17 protein-coding genes are annotated in these 16,362 nt (G+C 30.1%); all 17 read right to left on the reverse strand.

From position 1 onward, the window contains the following. Window positions 1-17 precede the first annotated feature (17 nt). Window positions 18-323 (reverse strand): flagellar hook-basal body complex protein FliE, encoded by a 306-nt coding sequence (gene fliE, locus bsdtw1_RS15630; RefSeq protein ID WP_183278487.1) that lies wholly within the window; start codon window positions 321-323, stop codon window positions 18-20. Between the two features lie 12 nt (window positions 324-335). Beyond that, window positions 336-743 carry a flagellar basal body rod protein FlgC gene (gene flgC, locus bsdtw1_RS15635; RefSeq protein ID WP_183278488.1) on the reverse strand — a complete coding sequence of 136 codons (408 nt, stop codon included), beginning with the start codon at window positions 741-743 and terminating at the stop codon, window positions 336-338. Between the two features lie 6 nt (window positions 744-749). After that, window positions 750-1,148, reverse strand: coding sequence for a flagellar basal body rod protein FlgB (flgB, locus tag bsdtw1_RS15640; protein ID WP_183278489.1), 399 nt, complete (start codon window positions 1,146-1,148; stop codon window positions 750-752). Between the two features lie 432 nt (window positions 1,149-1,580). After that, window positions 1,581-2,441 carry a flagellin N-terminal helical domain-containing protein gene (locus bsdtw1_RS15645; protein ID WP_183278490.1) on the reverse strand — a complete coding sequence of 287 codons (861 nt, stop codon included), beginning with the start codon at window positions 2,439-2,441 and terminating at the stop codon, window positions 1,581-1,583. 67 nt (window positions 2,442-2,508) lie between these two features. Continuing rightward, window positions 2,509-3,207, reverse strand: coding sequence for an acylneuraminate cytidylyltransferase family protein (locus bsdtw1_RS15650; RefSeq protein ID WP_183278491.1), 699 nt, complete (start codon window positions 3,205-3,207; stop codon window positions 2,509-2,511). A gap of 13 nt (window positions 3,208-3,220) precedes the next feature. Then, window positions 3,221-4,378, reverse strand: coding sequence for a UDP-N-acetylglucosamine 2-epimerase (gene neuC, locus bsdtw1_RS15655; RefSeq protein ID WP_183278492.1), 1,158 nt, complete (start codon window positions 4,376-4,378; stop codon window positions 3,221-3,223). Beyond that, complete coding sequence (gene neuB, locus bsdtw1_RS15660; RefSeq protein WP_183278493.1) at window positions 4,375-5,379, reverse strand: N-acetylneuraminate synthase; 1,005 nt, start codon at window positions 5,377-5,379, stop codon at window positions 4,375-4,377. The genes neuC and neuB overlap by 4 nt, the downstream gene beginning before the upstream one ends. Further along, window positions 5,376-6,014 (reverse strand): acetyltransferase, encoded by a 639-nt coding sequence (locus bsdtw1_RS15665; protein WP_183278494.1) that lies wholly within the window; start codon window positions 6,012-6,014, stop codon window positions 5,376-5,378. The genes neuB and bsdtw1_RS15665 overlap by 4 nt, the downstream gene beginning before the upstream one ends. Continuing rightward, window positions 6,014-7,066 carry a nucleotidyltransferase family protein gene (locus tag bsdtw1_RS15670; RefSeq protein WP_183278495.1) on the reverse strand — a complete coding sequence of 351 codons (1,053 nt, stop codon included), beginning with the start codon at window positions 7,064-7,066 and terminating at the stop codon, window positions 6,014-6,016. The genes bsdtw1_RS15665 and bsdtw1_RS15670 overlap by 1 nt, the downstream gene beginning before the upstream one ends. Before the next feature lie 16 nt (window positions 7,067-7,082). Then, complete coding sequence (locus tag bsdtw1_RS15675) at window positions 7,083-8,249, reverse strand: LegC family aminotransferase (RefSeq protein WP_183278496.1); 1,167 nt, start codon at window positions 8,247-8,249, stop codon at window positions 7,083-7,085. A gap of 37 nt (window positions 8,250-8,286) precedes the next feature. After that, entirely contained in the window at window positions 8,287-9,270 is a 984-nt protein-coding gene (locus bsdtw1_RS15680; RefSeq protein ID WP_183278497.1) for an NAD-dependent 4,6-dehydratase LegB, read from the reverse strand. A 73-nt stretch (window positions 9,271-9,343) separates the two neighbouring features. Next, window positions 9,344-9,712, reverse strand: a complete 369-nt coding sequence (locus bsdtw1_RS15685) for a DUF8042 domain-containing protein (RefSeq protein WP_183278498.1) — start codon at window positions 9,710-9,712, stop codon at window positions 9,344-9,346. After that, the gene (locus bsdtw1_RS15690; protein WP_183278499.1) at window positions 9,705-11,414 is read right to left on the reverse strand and encodes a motility associated factor glycosyltransferase family protein; all 1,710 of its coding nucleotides are present in this window, start codon (window positions 11,412-11,414) and stop codon (window positions 9,705-9,707) included. Before bsdtw1_RS15690 ends, bsdtw1_RS15685 begins: the two co-directional genes overlap by 8 nt. Before the next feature lie 426 nt (window positions 11,415-11,840). After that, window positions 11,841-12,656 (reverse strand): flagellin N-terminal helical domain-containing protein, encoded by an 816-nt coding sequence (locus bsdtw1_RS15695; protein WP_183278500.1) that lies wholly within the window; start codon window positions 12,654-12,656, stop codon window positions 11,841-11,843. Between the two features lie 376 nt (window positions 12,657-13,032). Continuing rightward, window positions 13,033-13,848: a flagellin N-terminal helical domain-containing protein gene (locus tag bsdtw1_RS15700; RefSeq protein WP_183278501.1), complete on the reverse strand. Its 816-nt coding sequence runs from the start codon at window positions 13,846-13,848 to the stop codon at window positions 13,033-13,035. Between the two features lie 272 nt (window positions 13,849-14,120). Next, window positions 14,121-14,936, reverse strand: coding sequence for a flagellin N-terminal helical domain-containing protein (locus bsdtw1_RS15705; RefSeq protein ID WP_183278502.1), 816 nt, complete (start codon window positions 14,934-14,936; stop codon window positions 14,121-14,123). 524 nt (window positions 14,937-15,460) lie between these two features. Continuing rightward, complete coding sequence (locus tag bsdtw1_RS15710; protein WP_183278503.1) at window positions 15,461-16,276, reverse strand: flagellin N-terminal helical domain-containing protein; 816 nt, start codon at window positions 16,274-16,276, stop codon at window positions 15,461-15,463. Window positions 16,277-16,362: the final 86 nt, after the last annotated feature.

The raw sequence follows: 16,362 nt of genomic DNA on the forward strand, positions 1-16,362 counted from the left end.
AGTAGCACTCCTATCTATTACAACTGCATTCTATTTATTTCTTGATAAGCATCTAATAACTTATTTCTAACTTGCACTGCTAATTCTAAACTCATTTTAGCTTCTTCAGTAGATAACATTACTTGATGTACATCTACATTGTCGCCTTTTACTAATTTATCAGTTAGATCATTTGCTTGTATCTGTTGATCATTTACCTCATTTAACTTCTCTTTTAATGTATCCAGAAAACTTACTCCACCATTTGCAGTATTGTCTTGAGTATTTTGTGTTATATCTTTTTCAAAGACCTTTGTATCTGGTACAAAACTATTTATTCTCATATTTTATTCTCCTTATTTACCTATTTCTAAAGCTTTCATAAACATACTTTTTCCTGCGTTTAAAGTATCAACATTAGCTTCATATGATCTTGACGCTGCAATCATATCGGCCATTTCATTTAATATATTTACGTTTGGCATAGTAACATATCCATCTTTATCTGCTTCAGGATTAGTAGGATCATATTCCTTTTTTAGAGGTGACTTGTCCTCTTCTATACCAACAGCCTTTACCCCGTTCATACCTAATGCACCATTTAAGTTTTCCTGAAATACGGCTACTTTTCGAACATAAGGCTTACCATTTTCACCTCTTGTAGTATTTGCATTAGCTATATTAGAAGATATCGTATCTAATCTTAATCTTTCTGCTGACAAACCACTTGCACTAATTCTTAGAGCACTGAACAAACTTCCCATTAACTATTACCTCCCACCACCAGTAATAACATATTTAGTCATACTAAGTTTATTATTAGCCTGAGTTATCAAAGCATTGTAAAGCAGTGTATTTGCTGCTTGATTTACTTTTTCTGATTCTAAATCTACATTATTTCCATCTGTTCTCATACTTGAAGAAGTATCTTTACCCAATTTAACTTGTCCAAAACTATTTTCATCAACATTAGTATATCCTGTGTTTTCTATATCACTTGATGCATCTTTGAGTGTGTCTTCGAAAGATACTGTACTTCTTTTGTACCCTGCAGTATTTATATTTGCCATATTATTTGCGATTACCTTTGATCTTAATGAAGAAACATCTAATCCTCTCTTAATAAGGTTATAAGTATAATTATCTGAATCCACTCTATTAATAGTCATTAAATTTCACCACCATTCGAACGTTTTTTACTGTACTACTAAAAACTTTTTCTATTTATTTATATTTTACTATTAACGTTTTAAAAATAAAGTATTTTTTATATACTTTTTTGTAATAAACTAAGCTTTTTTGTAAAAATACAGCTTATGTTAAAAATTATATCTTAATTTTTCATATTTTTCTAGATTAAATTTTAACTAAATGTAAAAAATAATTAAATTTATGCATTTAAATTTTTACAAGGTACATCTTAGCGATATTTTTCTGAATATTCAAACTAATTTGAATTGTTCGTCATCACGAAATTATTATATAAAAAATATCGAATTTTGTCATCAGAAATAATTTATAATTTTATTGAGTAATTTTGATTTTCTTACCATTGTTGAATTTAATTAAAGAAAAAGTAGATACTACGTTGTTCGTAGTATCTACTTTACTCTGCTTAGTATATTCAAAACATCTTGTGGGAACTTGTTTGTTTGTGCCAAAAGTGCTGTAGCTGATTGTACTAGTATACCGTTCTTTGAGTATTCCATCATTTCATTAGCGATATCAGTATCTCTAAGACTACTGTCTGCTCTTTGTAACACTTCACTGTTGCTGCTTAAATTTTCTGAAGCTACTTCAAATCTATTTTGTAGAGCTCCATATTTACTTCTTATGCTATTTACTTGAGCAATTGAATCATCGATGACTTTGAGGTTAGTGCTAGATTTTGAAGCATCTGTAACATCAATTCCGCTTAGTGCATTACCTTTATCATCCTTTAACATATCAGTACTTATATTATACATTGGTATATCAATAGTATCTCCTACATTTGCTCCAGACATCATAGGTTGCATATATGGTTGATCATTATTAGTAACATACTGACTATTCAAAAGCTTTAATCCATTAAACTCAGCATCACTACCTATAGAATTTATATGCTGTTTTAGCTGTTCCATTTCTTGCTGAACTATTTCCTTATCATGATCACTTAAAGTATCATTACTGCCTTGAACAGTAAGTTCCTTCATTCTTTGAAGAGCCTCATTAACTGATCCAAGTGCACCATCTACAGTCTGCATCATGGACACCCCGTCCTGAACATTCTTCTGTGCAGCGTCAGATCCTCTTAACTGAAGTCTTATAAGCTCACTTTGCCCTATAGCATTGGGATTTTCTTTTGCTGAATTTATTTTTACTCCGGAAGAAAGTCTTTCAATTGAATTACTTTGTCCTGCCAAATTCTTTTTATAGTTTCTAAACAAATCTAAAGAAGCTAAATTATGATATAATCTCATCTTCATCACTCCGTACTTATTTTTATGTTATTTTTATCGTAACTTTATCAAATAACTTTAGTCAAAACTAATTTATTGTTCTTTGAGTTAATAGATACTCTGCAAATTTAAAATCAAACATATCATCTATATCAACTGATGATTGCTTATCCATAATATAAGCAAAACTCTTACTTCCGTAGAAATTTTTATATTTTAAGAAGCACTCCGTATTAGATATATATATAGCTCCATTTATTCTGTAATACTTTTTTAGTGTCTGTCTATTTTTATTATTTTCTATAACAATAAAATTTTCCATAGATAAATCTTCGTTAACCGTATTACACCATAACGGCGAATGCTCAGCCTCACATATCCCAATAACACTATTAGCCTTTTTACTTACAAACATTTCGTTTGCTTCAACTATGTGTTTATAACTTCTTAATGGTGAAGTTGGTTGAAGTATACTGAAATTTTCAAACTCATATCCCATTTCTTTAAACTTATTTATTGTATACTCTATAACATCATTTGTAGTAGAACTATCCTTTGAAATAAAATCAGGTCTAACAAACGGAACCTTAGCTCCATATTTTTTCGAAATATCTGCATATACTTCACTATCGGTAGAAACATAAATGTAATCATAAATATTAGCTTTTATAGCCGCTTCGATTGTATAAGCAATCATAGGCTTACCGTTTAACTCTTTAACATTTTTATCCTTTATACCTTTTGAACCACTTCTAGCAGGAATAATGGCTAAGTGCTTATACTTCATTAATCAACCCACCTTATAAATCATAAAAACTTTTTTTCAATGAAATTTTGTCTAAGTTTATTTCTTTTATCCTATTTACTATCTTCTCTGACGTATTACCTTGTCCGTATGGATTTATTATTAATTTTAACTTTTCCTCAGATTGATTTAAAGCTTTATTAATTGCATCAGTTATTTCCTTTGAATTAGGGTCGCAATTAATTATACTATCTGCCTGAATTCTGCCTTTTTGTCTATCACCTATATTTACTGTTGGTATTTTAAATGAAGGCGCCTCTATTATGCCACTAGACGAATTACCTAATACAAAACTTGAGTACTTCATGGCACTAAGATATCTTAACTGACCCATTGAATTAAATGCAATAGCTCTCTCTTTATTATATTCTACATAATTATCTATTAAAGAATTTATAATTCTTCCATCTTTATCTGAATTACTTTTAGTAAAAATAATTTTAATATCTTTAAAAGAATCCAATGCTGTTAACATTTCTTTTAGTTGCAATTCTAATTTATTTTTTTCTAGTGTAGCTGGATGAAAAGTAACAAGAGCATATCGCTTGTTTAACTTGAATCCTATGGATTCTTCAAGTTCACTTTTATTCAGCAAGTTCATTTTCATTATATTTTCAACACCTAGCGCACCAACATTAAACACTCTAATTGGATCCTCTCCTAATTGTATAACACGTTTTCTGTATTCTTCATTACTTACAAAATGTAAATAACTCATCTTTGTTATAGAATGTCTAAATGCTTCATCAAGCGAACCCTCAGTAGTCTCTCCACCATGAATATGGGCTACAGGAATATTTGCAATTAAAGCGGAACATGTTGCAGCCAATATCTCATATCTATCTCCTAGTACTATAACTAAATCAGTTTTTTTTCTGGCAAAATAATCTGCAAAACCAATCATTGTTAATCCCATTGATTTTGAAACTCCAGAAGAAGTATCTGAGCTCACTACACTTTCAATTTTTTCATCGATTATAAATCCATCTTTTTCAATTTCCTTATATGTCAATCCAAACTCATAAGATAAATGCATCCCAGTTACTACAAGCCTTAGCTCTAGTTCTTTATCTTCATCAACTAAAGCAATTATAGGTTTTAATAATCCATACTCCGCTCTCGAGCCTGTAATAATACATATATTTTTCTTCATATCTCTATCATCTCATCTTTTTCATAATCTCTAGTTGATTTTTTATTTATAAGTTCATCCCAAAATTTTGGTGAAATTCCGGAACCAGGTCTTTTTATTGACATATTATTTTCGCTAAATAATTCACCAGCTTTTATTTCTCTCTTAGCTACTATGCTTTTTCTCGCAATACGCTTATTTTTATCCTCAGATTTTGAAGGTCTTTTCACACCACTTCCAAGAGCCTTCTCAATATTTCTTATGCACCTAACCAGCTCCATTAATTCATCTGGGTCTAAGCTTGCCTTATGATCTGGCCCTATCATATTTTTATCCAATGTAAAATGCTTTTCAATTATTTTTGCTCCCATTGCAACTGCCGCTATTGGAACCTCTAAACCATTAGTATGGTCTGAGTATCCTACTTCTACTTTAAAAGCATCTCTTATAGTAAGCATAGCTCTTAGATTTACGTCTTCCATTGGAGTAGGATATTCAGTATTACAATGAAGAACAGAAACCTTCTGTGCTCCATTATTTTTCAATATATCTAAAGCAAATTCAATATCTGCTAAATTGCACATCCCTGTAGATAATATAACCTCTTTATTTAATCTTGCTATCCTCTTTAAATAGGGTGTATTTTCAATTTCTCCAGAAGGTATCTTAAATATGTCTATTCCAAGTGAATCAAGTAATTCTATACTTTCCAAATCAAAAGGGGATGATAAAAATTTAACTTTTCTTTCTTCGCAGTATTTAATCAACTCTAAATGCATATTATAATCTAATTCTAATTTTTTTAACATTTCATATTGACTTTCGCTAGTATCGGTACTCTCCAACTGATACATCGCTTTGCTTGCATACCTTGTCACAAGTTTATCAGCTTTGAAAGTTTGAAACTTAATAGCATCTACCCCCGCGGTACTTGCAACATCAATCATCTGTTTTGCTAAATTTATATCTCCATTATGGTTTACACCCGCTTCTGCAATAATAAAAACTTTATCAGTAATCATCTTTTTATCTCCTTACAAGGATTGCCGTAAGCAATGCAATTATCATTTATATTTTTAATCACCACGCTCCCAGCTCCTATCAATGTATTTTCTCCAATGTTAATTCCTTGAATTACAGTAGAGTTAGTTCCTAATAAAGAGTTATTTCCAACGTTCACGCCGCCACTTAAGACTGCTCCTGGAGCTATATGAGTGAAATCTCCTATTATACAATCATGCTCAATAATTGATCCTGAATTGATTATGCAGTTTACCCCAATAATTGCATGTGAATTTACAACAACTCTTTTCCCTACGTATGTTCCTTCTCCAATTATGCAATTGGTCGAAATAACTGCAGATGAATCAATTATTTGGGGAAATTTAAACCCTATTTTTTTTAGCTTCATAAATATATTTCGTCTTACAGAACTTACATTCACATTCCCAATTGTTATAAATGCATTTTTTATTCCATTTTCAAAAATTTTTTCTAAATCATCATCTGTTCCTATAACTTTAATTTCATCTACATAAGAACCAACCTTTTCCTTGATATCTATTATGCCAACTACATTGAAATTATCAGAAGAAGTGATTGTATCGAGAACCCCTTTACAATGCCCCCCTCCTCCAATTAACAGTAGATCTTCCATTAATCCACACCTAACTTTTTCATCATTTCATTCATTTCATCAATTTGCCCCATATCCATCCATGAACCCTCACTAATAGGATAAACTCCAACCTTCTCTCCCTTTTTCATATAATATTCATACAAGTCTGGAAGATTATAAAATTGGTTTTCAGGTATATCGTTTAACGTTTCTGGCTCCATTATGTACAAACCTGTATTTACTAAATATGTGTGTTCTGGCTTTTCTTCTATTTTATTTACAGTTTCATCCTGATTCAAATGTATTACTCCGTAAGGAACTCTAAAACATTTTAACGAAGTTACCATAGTTATCTTATTTCCCTTTTTCTTATGGAACTTTAGGATATCTGAATAATTAGCTTCAACTAAAATGTCACAGTTAGAAACAAAAAAAGTTTTATCTAACGTATCTTTTAGCAAATAAAGACTTCCTCCAGTACCCAATGGTTTGTCTTCTTCAACAAAAACCACGTTATATTCTTTATTTAAATCATTAAAATATGATTTAATCATATTTTTCTTGTAGTTAACAGTAAGATAAAAATCACTACAACCAAAATCATTAAATTTATTTATTATTCTTTCAACTATAGGTGTTTCACCAATTGGTATAAGTGGCTTAGGTAAAATTTTTGTATAAGGATATAATCTAGTTCCCTTACCACCAGCCATAATTACGACAGGAGTATCAAGTTTAGTAAAAAAATTGAGTTTTTCATCATTTTCTTCATTCCAAAATACAATCGATTGTAGATTATTCTCCTCATCTACTAGTGGAATTGCTTCAATAAAATGCTCTTTCATTAACTCCTTTGCTTTAACCTTATCATTGACATTTAAGTAAATAGGAGTTACATTCATAATTTCCTTAATTGGATATTGTAAGTCGCCATTTTTTAAAATCCATCTTCTTATATCACCATCAGTTAGTACAGCTTTAAGCTTAGTTCCATCAACGATGAGCAGTATTTTCTTAGCACTTATATCTAACCTTCTAATTGCTTCTCGTATAGTTATCTCTTCATCAACTATTAATTCTGTCAAGCTCATAAGATTTTCACCGTCCTTATTTTACTTGTTTTAGAAATTCTATAACAGTAATAACATCTTCTCTTGTTAAGCTACTACTACAAGGTATATTTAAAATGTGTTCTATATAATATTTACTAAGTTCTAATTTATAAGTTTGAGATTCAGAGTATGGTTTTTGATCACTTATTAGCCCCCATATAGGCCTAGTCTGTATTCCATTGTCTCCAAGATATTTTAGTAGTTGATCTCTATTTAATGGGTATACCTTAGAATCAATTAATAAAGAATAGAACCAATAGTTTGGCCTTATACCTGATCTAAAATCCATAATGCTTAATCCTGGTATAGCTTCTATTTCAGTTTTATACAATTCATAATTTTCCTTCTTTATTTGTATAAATTCTTCTAGTCTTTCAAGCTGAGCTACTCCCATCGCAGCTTGAAGATTTGTCATTCTGTAATTAAACCCTATTTCATCATGTATATAATATAATCCATCACTTTTAGCTTGAGTTGAGAGGTGCTTTGCTCTATCCGCATCTTTTGCATTTTTGGCTACGAGCATACCTCCGCCTCCAGTAGTTATTATCTTATTGCCATTAAATGAGTAAGCACCAAAATCTCCAATTGTTCCAGCAAACTTACCTTTAAAACAACCTTCAGTATAGTATGTTCCTAACGCTTCTGTAGAATCTTCTATAACCTTTAGATTGTAATCTTCAGCAATTTTCATTATCTTTTCCATGTCAGTTAAGTTACCGAAAACATGTACTACTACTAAAGCTTTCACAGCTCTTCCAGTTTCTTTATTTATTAAATTTCCATTTCTTACATAGCACTTTTCTTTGCAAAATTCTTCTAACTTATTAGGATCCATTGTAAGAGTATCATCGCAATCCATAAAGATAGGATGTGCACCAATATATCTTACAGGATTTACTGCAGCTATGAAAGTTAGAGTTGGTACTATTACTTCGTCACCATGATTTACACCTGATAATATTAATGCTAGATGCAGAGCTGCAGTTCCACTTTGACAAGCAACTGCTTTTTCAACATTAAGATATTCAGCCATATTATTCTCAAATTTATTAATAAACTCTCCCCCTGTAGAAACCCATTCATCTTCTACAGCTTTTGTTACATATTCAAGTTCTTTACCTTTCAAATTTGGCACTGAAAGTGGAATAAATTTACCCATATCTATTGCTCCTTTAACAACAAACTCAATATATTCTCTATACGTTATAGATGTCTACTTTATATCTATCTAAGTTCTTCTTAATCCATTCAATGGTTTCTGCCAATCCCTGCTCAAATGTATAATCCGGCTTCCAGTTTGTTAATTCCATTATCTTTTTATTAGATCCAAGTAGTCTTTCTACTTCACTTTTTGCTGGTCTTATTCTTTCTTGGTCGCAAACTATCTTAGCATTAGGATTTATCTGGTTTATAAGCTCTTGTGCTAAATCTCCTATTGAAATCTCTCTTTGTGTAGCTATGTTTATTTCTTCTCCAATAGTTTTATCAGACTTGGCTATTTCTATAAAACCTTTTGCTGTATCTTTTACATAGTTAAAATCTCTTGTTGGAGTTAAAGAACCTAAATTAATTTGTTCTTTTCCAGAAAGTAGCTGAGTTATTATTGTAGGGATTATTGCCCTAGCAGATTGTCTAGGTCCGTATGTATTAAATGGTCTTACTATTGTTACCGGTGTATTAAAGCTTCTATAAAATGATTCTGCTAATCTATCTGCACCTATTTTAGTAGCAGAATATGGAGATTGTCCTTGGAAAGGATGATTTTCATCTATCGGTACATATCTTGCTGTTCCATAAACTTCTGAAGTTGAAGTTATAAGTACTCTTTTAACTCCTAAATCTCTAGATGCTTGTAACACGTTAAGTGTTCCTTTTATATTAGTATCTACATATGAATCTGGTGAATGATAACTGAATGGAATTGCAATCAATGCTGCTAAGTGATAGACCTCATCTATATCTTTCATAGCATTCCTAACTCCATTAGGATCCCTTATATCCCCTGCAAACACATCTATTTCACTTAGTTTATTTTTATCTAACGTATCTAACCAACCCCAAGAGTTAAATGAGTTATAATATGTAAAAGCTCTAACCTCATTACCTGATTCTAATAGCATTTCTGTGAGATGGCTTCCTATAAATCCATCAGCTCCTGTTACTAAAACTTTTTTAGTCATCACTTAATCTCCTTTTATAAAACAAATTTGTAGTATAAAAATCTATTTTCAACTACTAAAATCATATACATTATTAATTATTGTTTTGTAATGCCATTATGGTTTCAGCTAGAAGTTTATATACTCCTTCTACTTCAGCCATTAGTTCATATTCTATTATATCACTTAATAGCAATAAATCTAAATTGTTATAAGCTTCAGTATATGAAGTAATCTTTTGCTGTATAATAGCTAAATCTATATCTTGCTTATGAATGTTTCTCAGCAAAATTATCACTTCAATAATCCAATTAAAACCAGTTAGGATATTTTTAAAATATATCTCTAAATCATTCAAGTTTCTATCATTTATATTGTTAACTAAGCTTCCCATTCCGTCATATAATTTTTCACAATATTCGTAAGCTTCACTTGCAATCTCTAAATTTTCATTATTATTCACTTATAATATCCTCCAATGACTTTATTGCATCATTTATGTATGGTAATGCGAAATCAATACATTCATTTACATTTTCATAAAGAGTTTTACCTTTTTCAGCGATGAAGGTTACATGTTCTAATTCGCTTTCATAATTTCCAACCTTTTCATCGTAAAATTGTATATCAATCGCTTTAATAACTGGTGCAAATAAGGAATTTATTAAAAGAAATTGATCCTTCTTTTGTTTGTAAATATTATCAATATAATCTAGTCTTTCAAGTGCTTTTTTGAATTTCTTATTATTTGCTTTAAAATTACCAACTAAATTGTCATTTTCAATTATAGCTTCCTTAGCAAATTTCTTAATCTTTATCAATTCTTTCAAATTATCCTTTAATTCATTCAGCATTGTTTCCTTATCAAGATTTGGTCTATCATATCTATATATGCAACTTTTATCTATTACATTATTATTCTCATCTATAACTTCTTTTAATGTTTTTATCAAGGTACCATTTATATTAGCCCCACCTTCAGTCGCATTTATATAAGTCCTTTCATAATAGCCTTTAATAAATTCTTCAAAACCTTTTCTAAAGGAATCTAATGAATAGGTAGTTGGAACATCATTGCCATATATATCTTTAACATAAAAGTCGAAATTATCCGTTTCTAGTTTTTCTCCCTTAATAGTAGCATTCTTGGAATGTATTTGATTGTTTGTATATGCTAAATCCTGTCCTATAAAAACTATAGGATCACAATCAAAATATTCAGCAATAGCTAAACAAGAATGCGCTACTGATCCTCCTTGATAAACCAAATCAGTACTAAAATTTCCTAACTTGATATTTAAGTTAATATAGTTTGGTGATGTAAAATATACCTTTTCTCCCTTATATTCATTAATTATTTTATAATTTGATGATTCAGAGAAAAACAAATGTGTTTCTTCATTTAAAGATTCTTTAGCCACGTTATACATTGCTTCTGATCCATCAATAACACATGCAAAGTCTGCTTTTATCCCTTCATTTCTTAATGTACTCAATGTTCTAATTCCAGTGATAATAACAAACTTATCTTCATTTCCTTTTAGAAGTTGTATATTTTTTTCAAGGGAAGGGCCAGCTGAAACTATTATTGCTGGCTTCTTACTAAAGGCTGCCCTATATTTATTCAATCTTTCACTTTGAGCTATAACCGGTAGATTCTTCAAATAATTTTCAAACCAATCTTTTGAAAAGACTACTCTTGTATTTTCATTTATAGTTTTATCAGTAATATCATCCTTGATACTATTCTTCAAGTCATATCCTTCTTTTGGAAAAATCAAATCATAATTTGAGAACACTACAAATTGAACAAATCTCTTAGTGATAACCTTCTTTAAATCAGATTGAAAAGTATCACTTTCTAAAGAAATTACTTTTATATTGTTAATTTCAGAAATATTTTCAATTAATTTTTCTTTCAACTCATCAAGAGGTTCTACAAAAACAATTTCACGTTCTTTAAATTGTTCTTTCATCTCTCTAATCCAACTTCCTCCAGCTGCACCAAATATAATTACCTGATAATGTTTATTTATCTCATTGAATACATCTTTAAATTTTTCTATTTCTCTAGTCATATTGTATTTACTTCCCAAGTAAATACTTCTGTTTGCAATCTCTAATTTTATAATTTCTTTATTATCAAAGCTTTCTTCAATTTTCATATTTGCACCTTTCTTTTAAAAAAAGAGTCAAGAAGATCTTGACTCTTTATAATATTTATTATTATCTTAAAAGTTAAAGAACTTCTTGCATTTATACTCTAATTATATACGAATCATTTCATCCTCTTACGGCTTTTATTGAATTTTTTGATGAATATTTAATTCAATACCAATAATTATAAACATATTATTAACTTATTATATAGTTGTATTCATTGCAGCCTCACTAAATATTTTAAGAATTATATCTAGTTATTACCTATATTTAATAATCGATGTATTTCCTTATTACTTTACTACTTTTTCTTTTTATAAGCATTTTTTTCTTTTTTATGTATAATAATCATTATAATAAAATAATTTATTTCTAATTAAAATTATTAAAAAAATAAAAAAGTCGAGAAAATCTCGACTTTTTTATATTTACTATCTTAGAAGTTGAAGAACTCCTTGTGGTTGTTGGTTAGCTTGTGCAAGCATTGCTTGAGCAGCTTGTTGAAGTATGTTGTTCTTTGAGTAGTTCATCATTTCCTTAGCCATATTAACGTCTCTTACTCTGCTTTCTGCTGATTGTAAGTTTTCTGATGATGTATCTAAGTTAGCTATTGTGTGTTCTAATCTGTTTTGGTATGATCCTAACTTAGCTCTTTCACTTGATACTTTATCAATTGCTGTTTGTATTGTGTCTATTTGTGGTGTTATAGAAGCTGCACTCTTAGTAACATTGATATTATTAACTCCTAATGCCGCAGCATCCATTGTCTTTATAGCTAATGTTATTGTTTGGTTTTTGTTTGCTCCTACTTGGAATACTACATTTGAAGCCTTTCCATTGATTAACTTCTTAGTATTGAATTCTGTTTGGCTTGATATTCTGTTTATTTCATTCTTTAATTGAGATACTTCTAATTGTATTTGGCTTCTGTCTGCTGATACGTTTGTATCGTTACTAGCTTGTACACTTAATTCTCTCATTCTTTGAAGAATGCTGTGAGTTTCATTTAATGCACCTTCTGCAGTTTGAATTAATGAAATACCGTCTTGAGCATTTCTTGATGCTTGATCAAGTCCTCTGATTTGGCCTCTCATCTTTTCTGATATTGCTAATCCTGCTGCGTCATCTCCAGCTCTGTTTATTCTTAAACCTGAGCTTAGTTTTTCCATTGATTTTCCAGCAGCACCTGTGTTTATTGCCATGTTTCTTTGTGCATTCATTGCATTAATATTATGATTGATTATCATTGATAGTCCCTCCTTGATTTTTAAACTGCACTTCCTTGTGCATTTTTTAAATAGTTCAGCTTTATTAAGTTTATACTCAATTTTAGCTTCCTATAGTTAATAATCGTCATATTTCTTTACTACTTAACTACTTTTTAAAAATAAATTTAATTTTTTAATAATTTTTATTTAAATCTATATAACTTAGGAACAAATTACAAATCTTATTTAAATTCTAATATTACAGTTTTATAATAATTTCATTCACGCTCATTAAAAATACTTTATCTAAAACTTGTAAATACTTTTATTATTCAATGCATTATTAAAAGGGTGATCTTAACACAAAATTAAGATCATTCCTCCAAAATGAGAATCCATTAATAAAATTTAATAATTATCTTAGAAGTTGAAGAACTCCTTGTGGTTGTTGGTTAGCTTGTGCAAGCATTGCCTGAGCAGCTTGTTGAAGTATGTTGTTCTTTGAGTAGTTCATCATTTCCTTAGCCATATTAACGTCTCTTACTCTGCTTTCAGCTGATTGTAAGTTTTCTGATGATGTATCTAAGTTAGCTATTGTGTGTTCTAATCTGTTTTGGTATGATCCTAACTTAGCTCTTTCACTTGATACCTTATCAATTGCTGTTTGTATTGTGTCTATTTGTGGTGTTATAGCAGCTGCACTTTTAGAAACATTGATATTATTAACTCCTAATGCTGAAGCATTCATTGTTTTTATAGCTAATGTTATTGTTTGGTTTTTGTTTGCTCCTACTTGGAATACTACATTTGAAGCCTTTCCATTGATTAACTTCTTAGTATTGAATTCTGTTTGGCTTGATATTCTGTTTATTTCATTCTTTAATTGAGATACTTCTAATTGTATTTGGCTTCTGTCTGCTGATACGTTTGTATCGTTACTAGCTTGTACACTTAATTCTCTCATTCTTTGAAGAATGCTGTGAGTTTCATTTAATGCACCTTCTGCAGTTTGAATTAATGAAATACCATCTTGAGCATTTCTTGATGCTTGATCAAGTCCTCTGATTTGACCTCTCATCTTTTCTGATATTGCTAGTCCTGCAGCGTCATCTCCAGCTCTGTTTATTCTTAAACCTGAACTTAATTTTTCCATTGATTTTCCTGCAGCACCTGTGTTTATTGCCATGTTTCTTTGCGCATTCATCGCATTAATATTGTGATTGATTATCATGAAAATACCTCCTTGGTTTTAAAGCACACTTCCCTGTGTACTATTTTTAAATAGTTAAGTCTTATATGCTAAACTATTTTTTGTGACTTATATATATTTAATCGAAAGTTTTTTTTTCTACTTTACTGTTTTTTTATATTTTTTTATATTTTTTTATATATTTTTTTATATATAAATTTATCATTCATTTTAATATCTGCTCTAAATAATTAATATAATTTATATTTATAAAAAAATAAAAAGCCGAGAAAATCTCGACTTTTTTATATTTACTATCTTAGAAGTTGAAGAACTCCTTGTGGTTGTTGGTTAGCTTGTGCAAGCATTGCTTGAGCAGCTTGTTGAAGTATGTTGTTCTTTGAGTAGTTCATCATTTCCTTAGCCATATTAACGTCTCTTACTCTGCTTTCAGCTGATTGTAAGTTTTCTGATGATGTATCTAAGTTAGCTATTGTGTGTTCTAATCTGTTTTGGTATGATCCTAACTTAGCTCTTTCACTTGATACTTTATCAATTGCTGTTTGTATTGTGTCTATTTGTGGTGTTATAGCAGCTGCACTTTTAGCAACATTGATATTATTAACTCCTAATGCTGTAGCACCCATTGTCTTTATAGCTAATGCTATTGTTTGATTCTTATTTGCTCCTACTTGGAATACTACATTTGAAGCCTTACCATTAAGTAACTTCTTAGTATTGAATTCTGTTTGGCTTGATATTCTGTTTATTTCATTCTTTAATTGAGATACTTCTAATTGTATTTGGCTTCTGTCTGCTGATACGTTTGTATCGTTACTAGCTTGTACACTTAATTCTCTCATTCTTTGAAGAATGCTGTGAGTTTCATTTAATGCACCTTCTGCAGTTTGAATTAATGAAATACCGTCTTGAGCATTTCTTGACGCTTGATCAAGTCCTCTGATTTGGCCTCTCATCTTTTCTGATATAGCTAATCCTGCTGCGTCATCTCCAGCTCTGTTTATTCTTAAACCCGAGCTTAATTTTTCCATTGACTTTCCAGCAGCACCTGTGTTTATTGCCATGTTTCTTTGTGCATTCATTGCATTAAGATTGTGATTGATTATCATTGATAGTCCCTCCTTGATTTTTAAAGTGCACTTCCTTGTACACTATCTATACTTTAAAAATTTATATTGGTAATATAGTTAGATATTTGTCCAACTTGCCTATTATTAACACCGTAATTATTAGGCTATTTTGGACAATTGCTATCTCATACTTATGACTATTAAATGGATATGTTTTTGAAAGTTAATTACTTATTGTTTTAGTCGACCACTTAAAAATGTATTTTTTCTTCCTTTATTACCAATCTTTTGAATTATAGCATATTTTATTACATTATGTCAATATATATTATAACACTACATTTTTATACACATATTTCAATTTATATGTCATTATTAATAACTTCTTACTTTTCAGAATGCTATTGACTTTTAAAACAAATATATATCAATATAAATATCTACTCTTTTTTTAAAGTCATCCTACACATAATTGTTTATAAAAAAAAGACCGATACCATTTTCATATGTATCAGTCCTACAAAATCAAATATTAATTTATGAATTTACCTACTTAGATTGTCCTATCTTAGAAGTTGAAGAACTCCTTGTGGTTGTTGGTTAGCTTGTGCAAGCATTGCTTGAGCAGCTTGTTGAAGTATGTTGTTCTTTGAGTAGTTCATCATTTCTTTAGCCATATTAACGTCTCTTACTCTGCTTTCAGCTGATTGTAAGTTTTCTGATGATGTATCTAAGTTAGCTATTGTGTGTTCTAATCTGTTTTGGTATGATCCTAACTTAGCTCTTTCACTTGATACCTTATCAATTGCTGTTTGTATTGTGTCTATTTGTGGTGTTATAGCAGCTGCACTCTTAGTAACATCGATACCATTAACTCCTAATGCTGTAGCACCCATTGTCTTTATAGCTAATGTTATTGTTTGGTTTTTGTTTGCTCCTACTTGGAATACTACATTTGAAGCCTTTCCATTGATTAACTTCTTAGTATTGAATTCTGTTTGGCTTGATATTCTGTTTATTTCATTCTTTAATTGAGATACTTCTAATTGTATTTGGCTTCTGTCTGCTGATACGTTTGTATCGTTACTAGCTTGTACACTTAATTCTCTCATTCTTTGAAGAATGCTGTGAGTTTCATTTAATGCACCTTCTGCAGTTTGAATTAATGAAATACCGTCTTGAGCATTTCTTGATGCTTGATCAAGTCCTCTGATTTGGCCTCTCATCTTTTCTGATATTGCTAATCCTGCTGCGTCATCTCCAGCTCTGTTTATTCTTAAACCTGAGCTTAGTTTTTCCATTGATTTTCCAGCAGCACCTGTGTTTATTGCCATGTTTCTTTGTGCATTCATTGCATTAATATTATGATTGATTATCATGATAGTCCCTCCCTGATTTTTAAACTGCACTTCCTTGTGCATTTTTTATTATAGTTAAGTCTTTCGACTCTACTAACATATTTAAT

Source organism: Clostridium fungisolvens (genome assembly GCF_014193895.1).
GTDB classification, from domain to species: domain Bacteria; phylum Bacillota; class Clostridia; order Clostridiales; family Clostridiaceae; genus Clostridium_AR; species Clostridium_AR fungisolvens.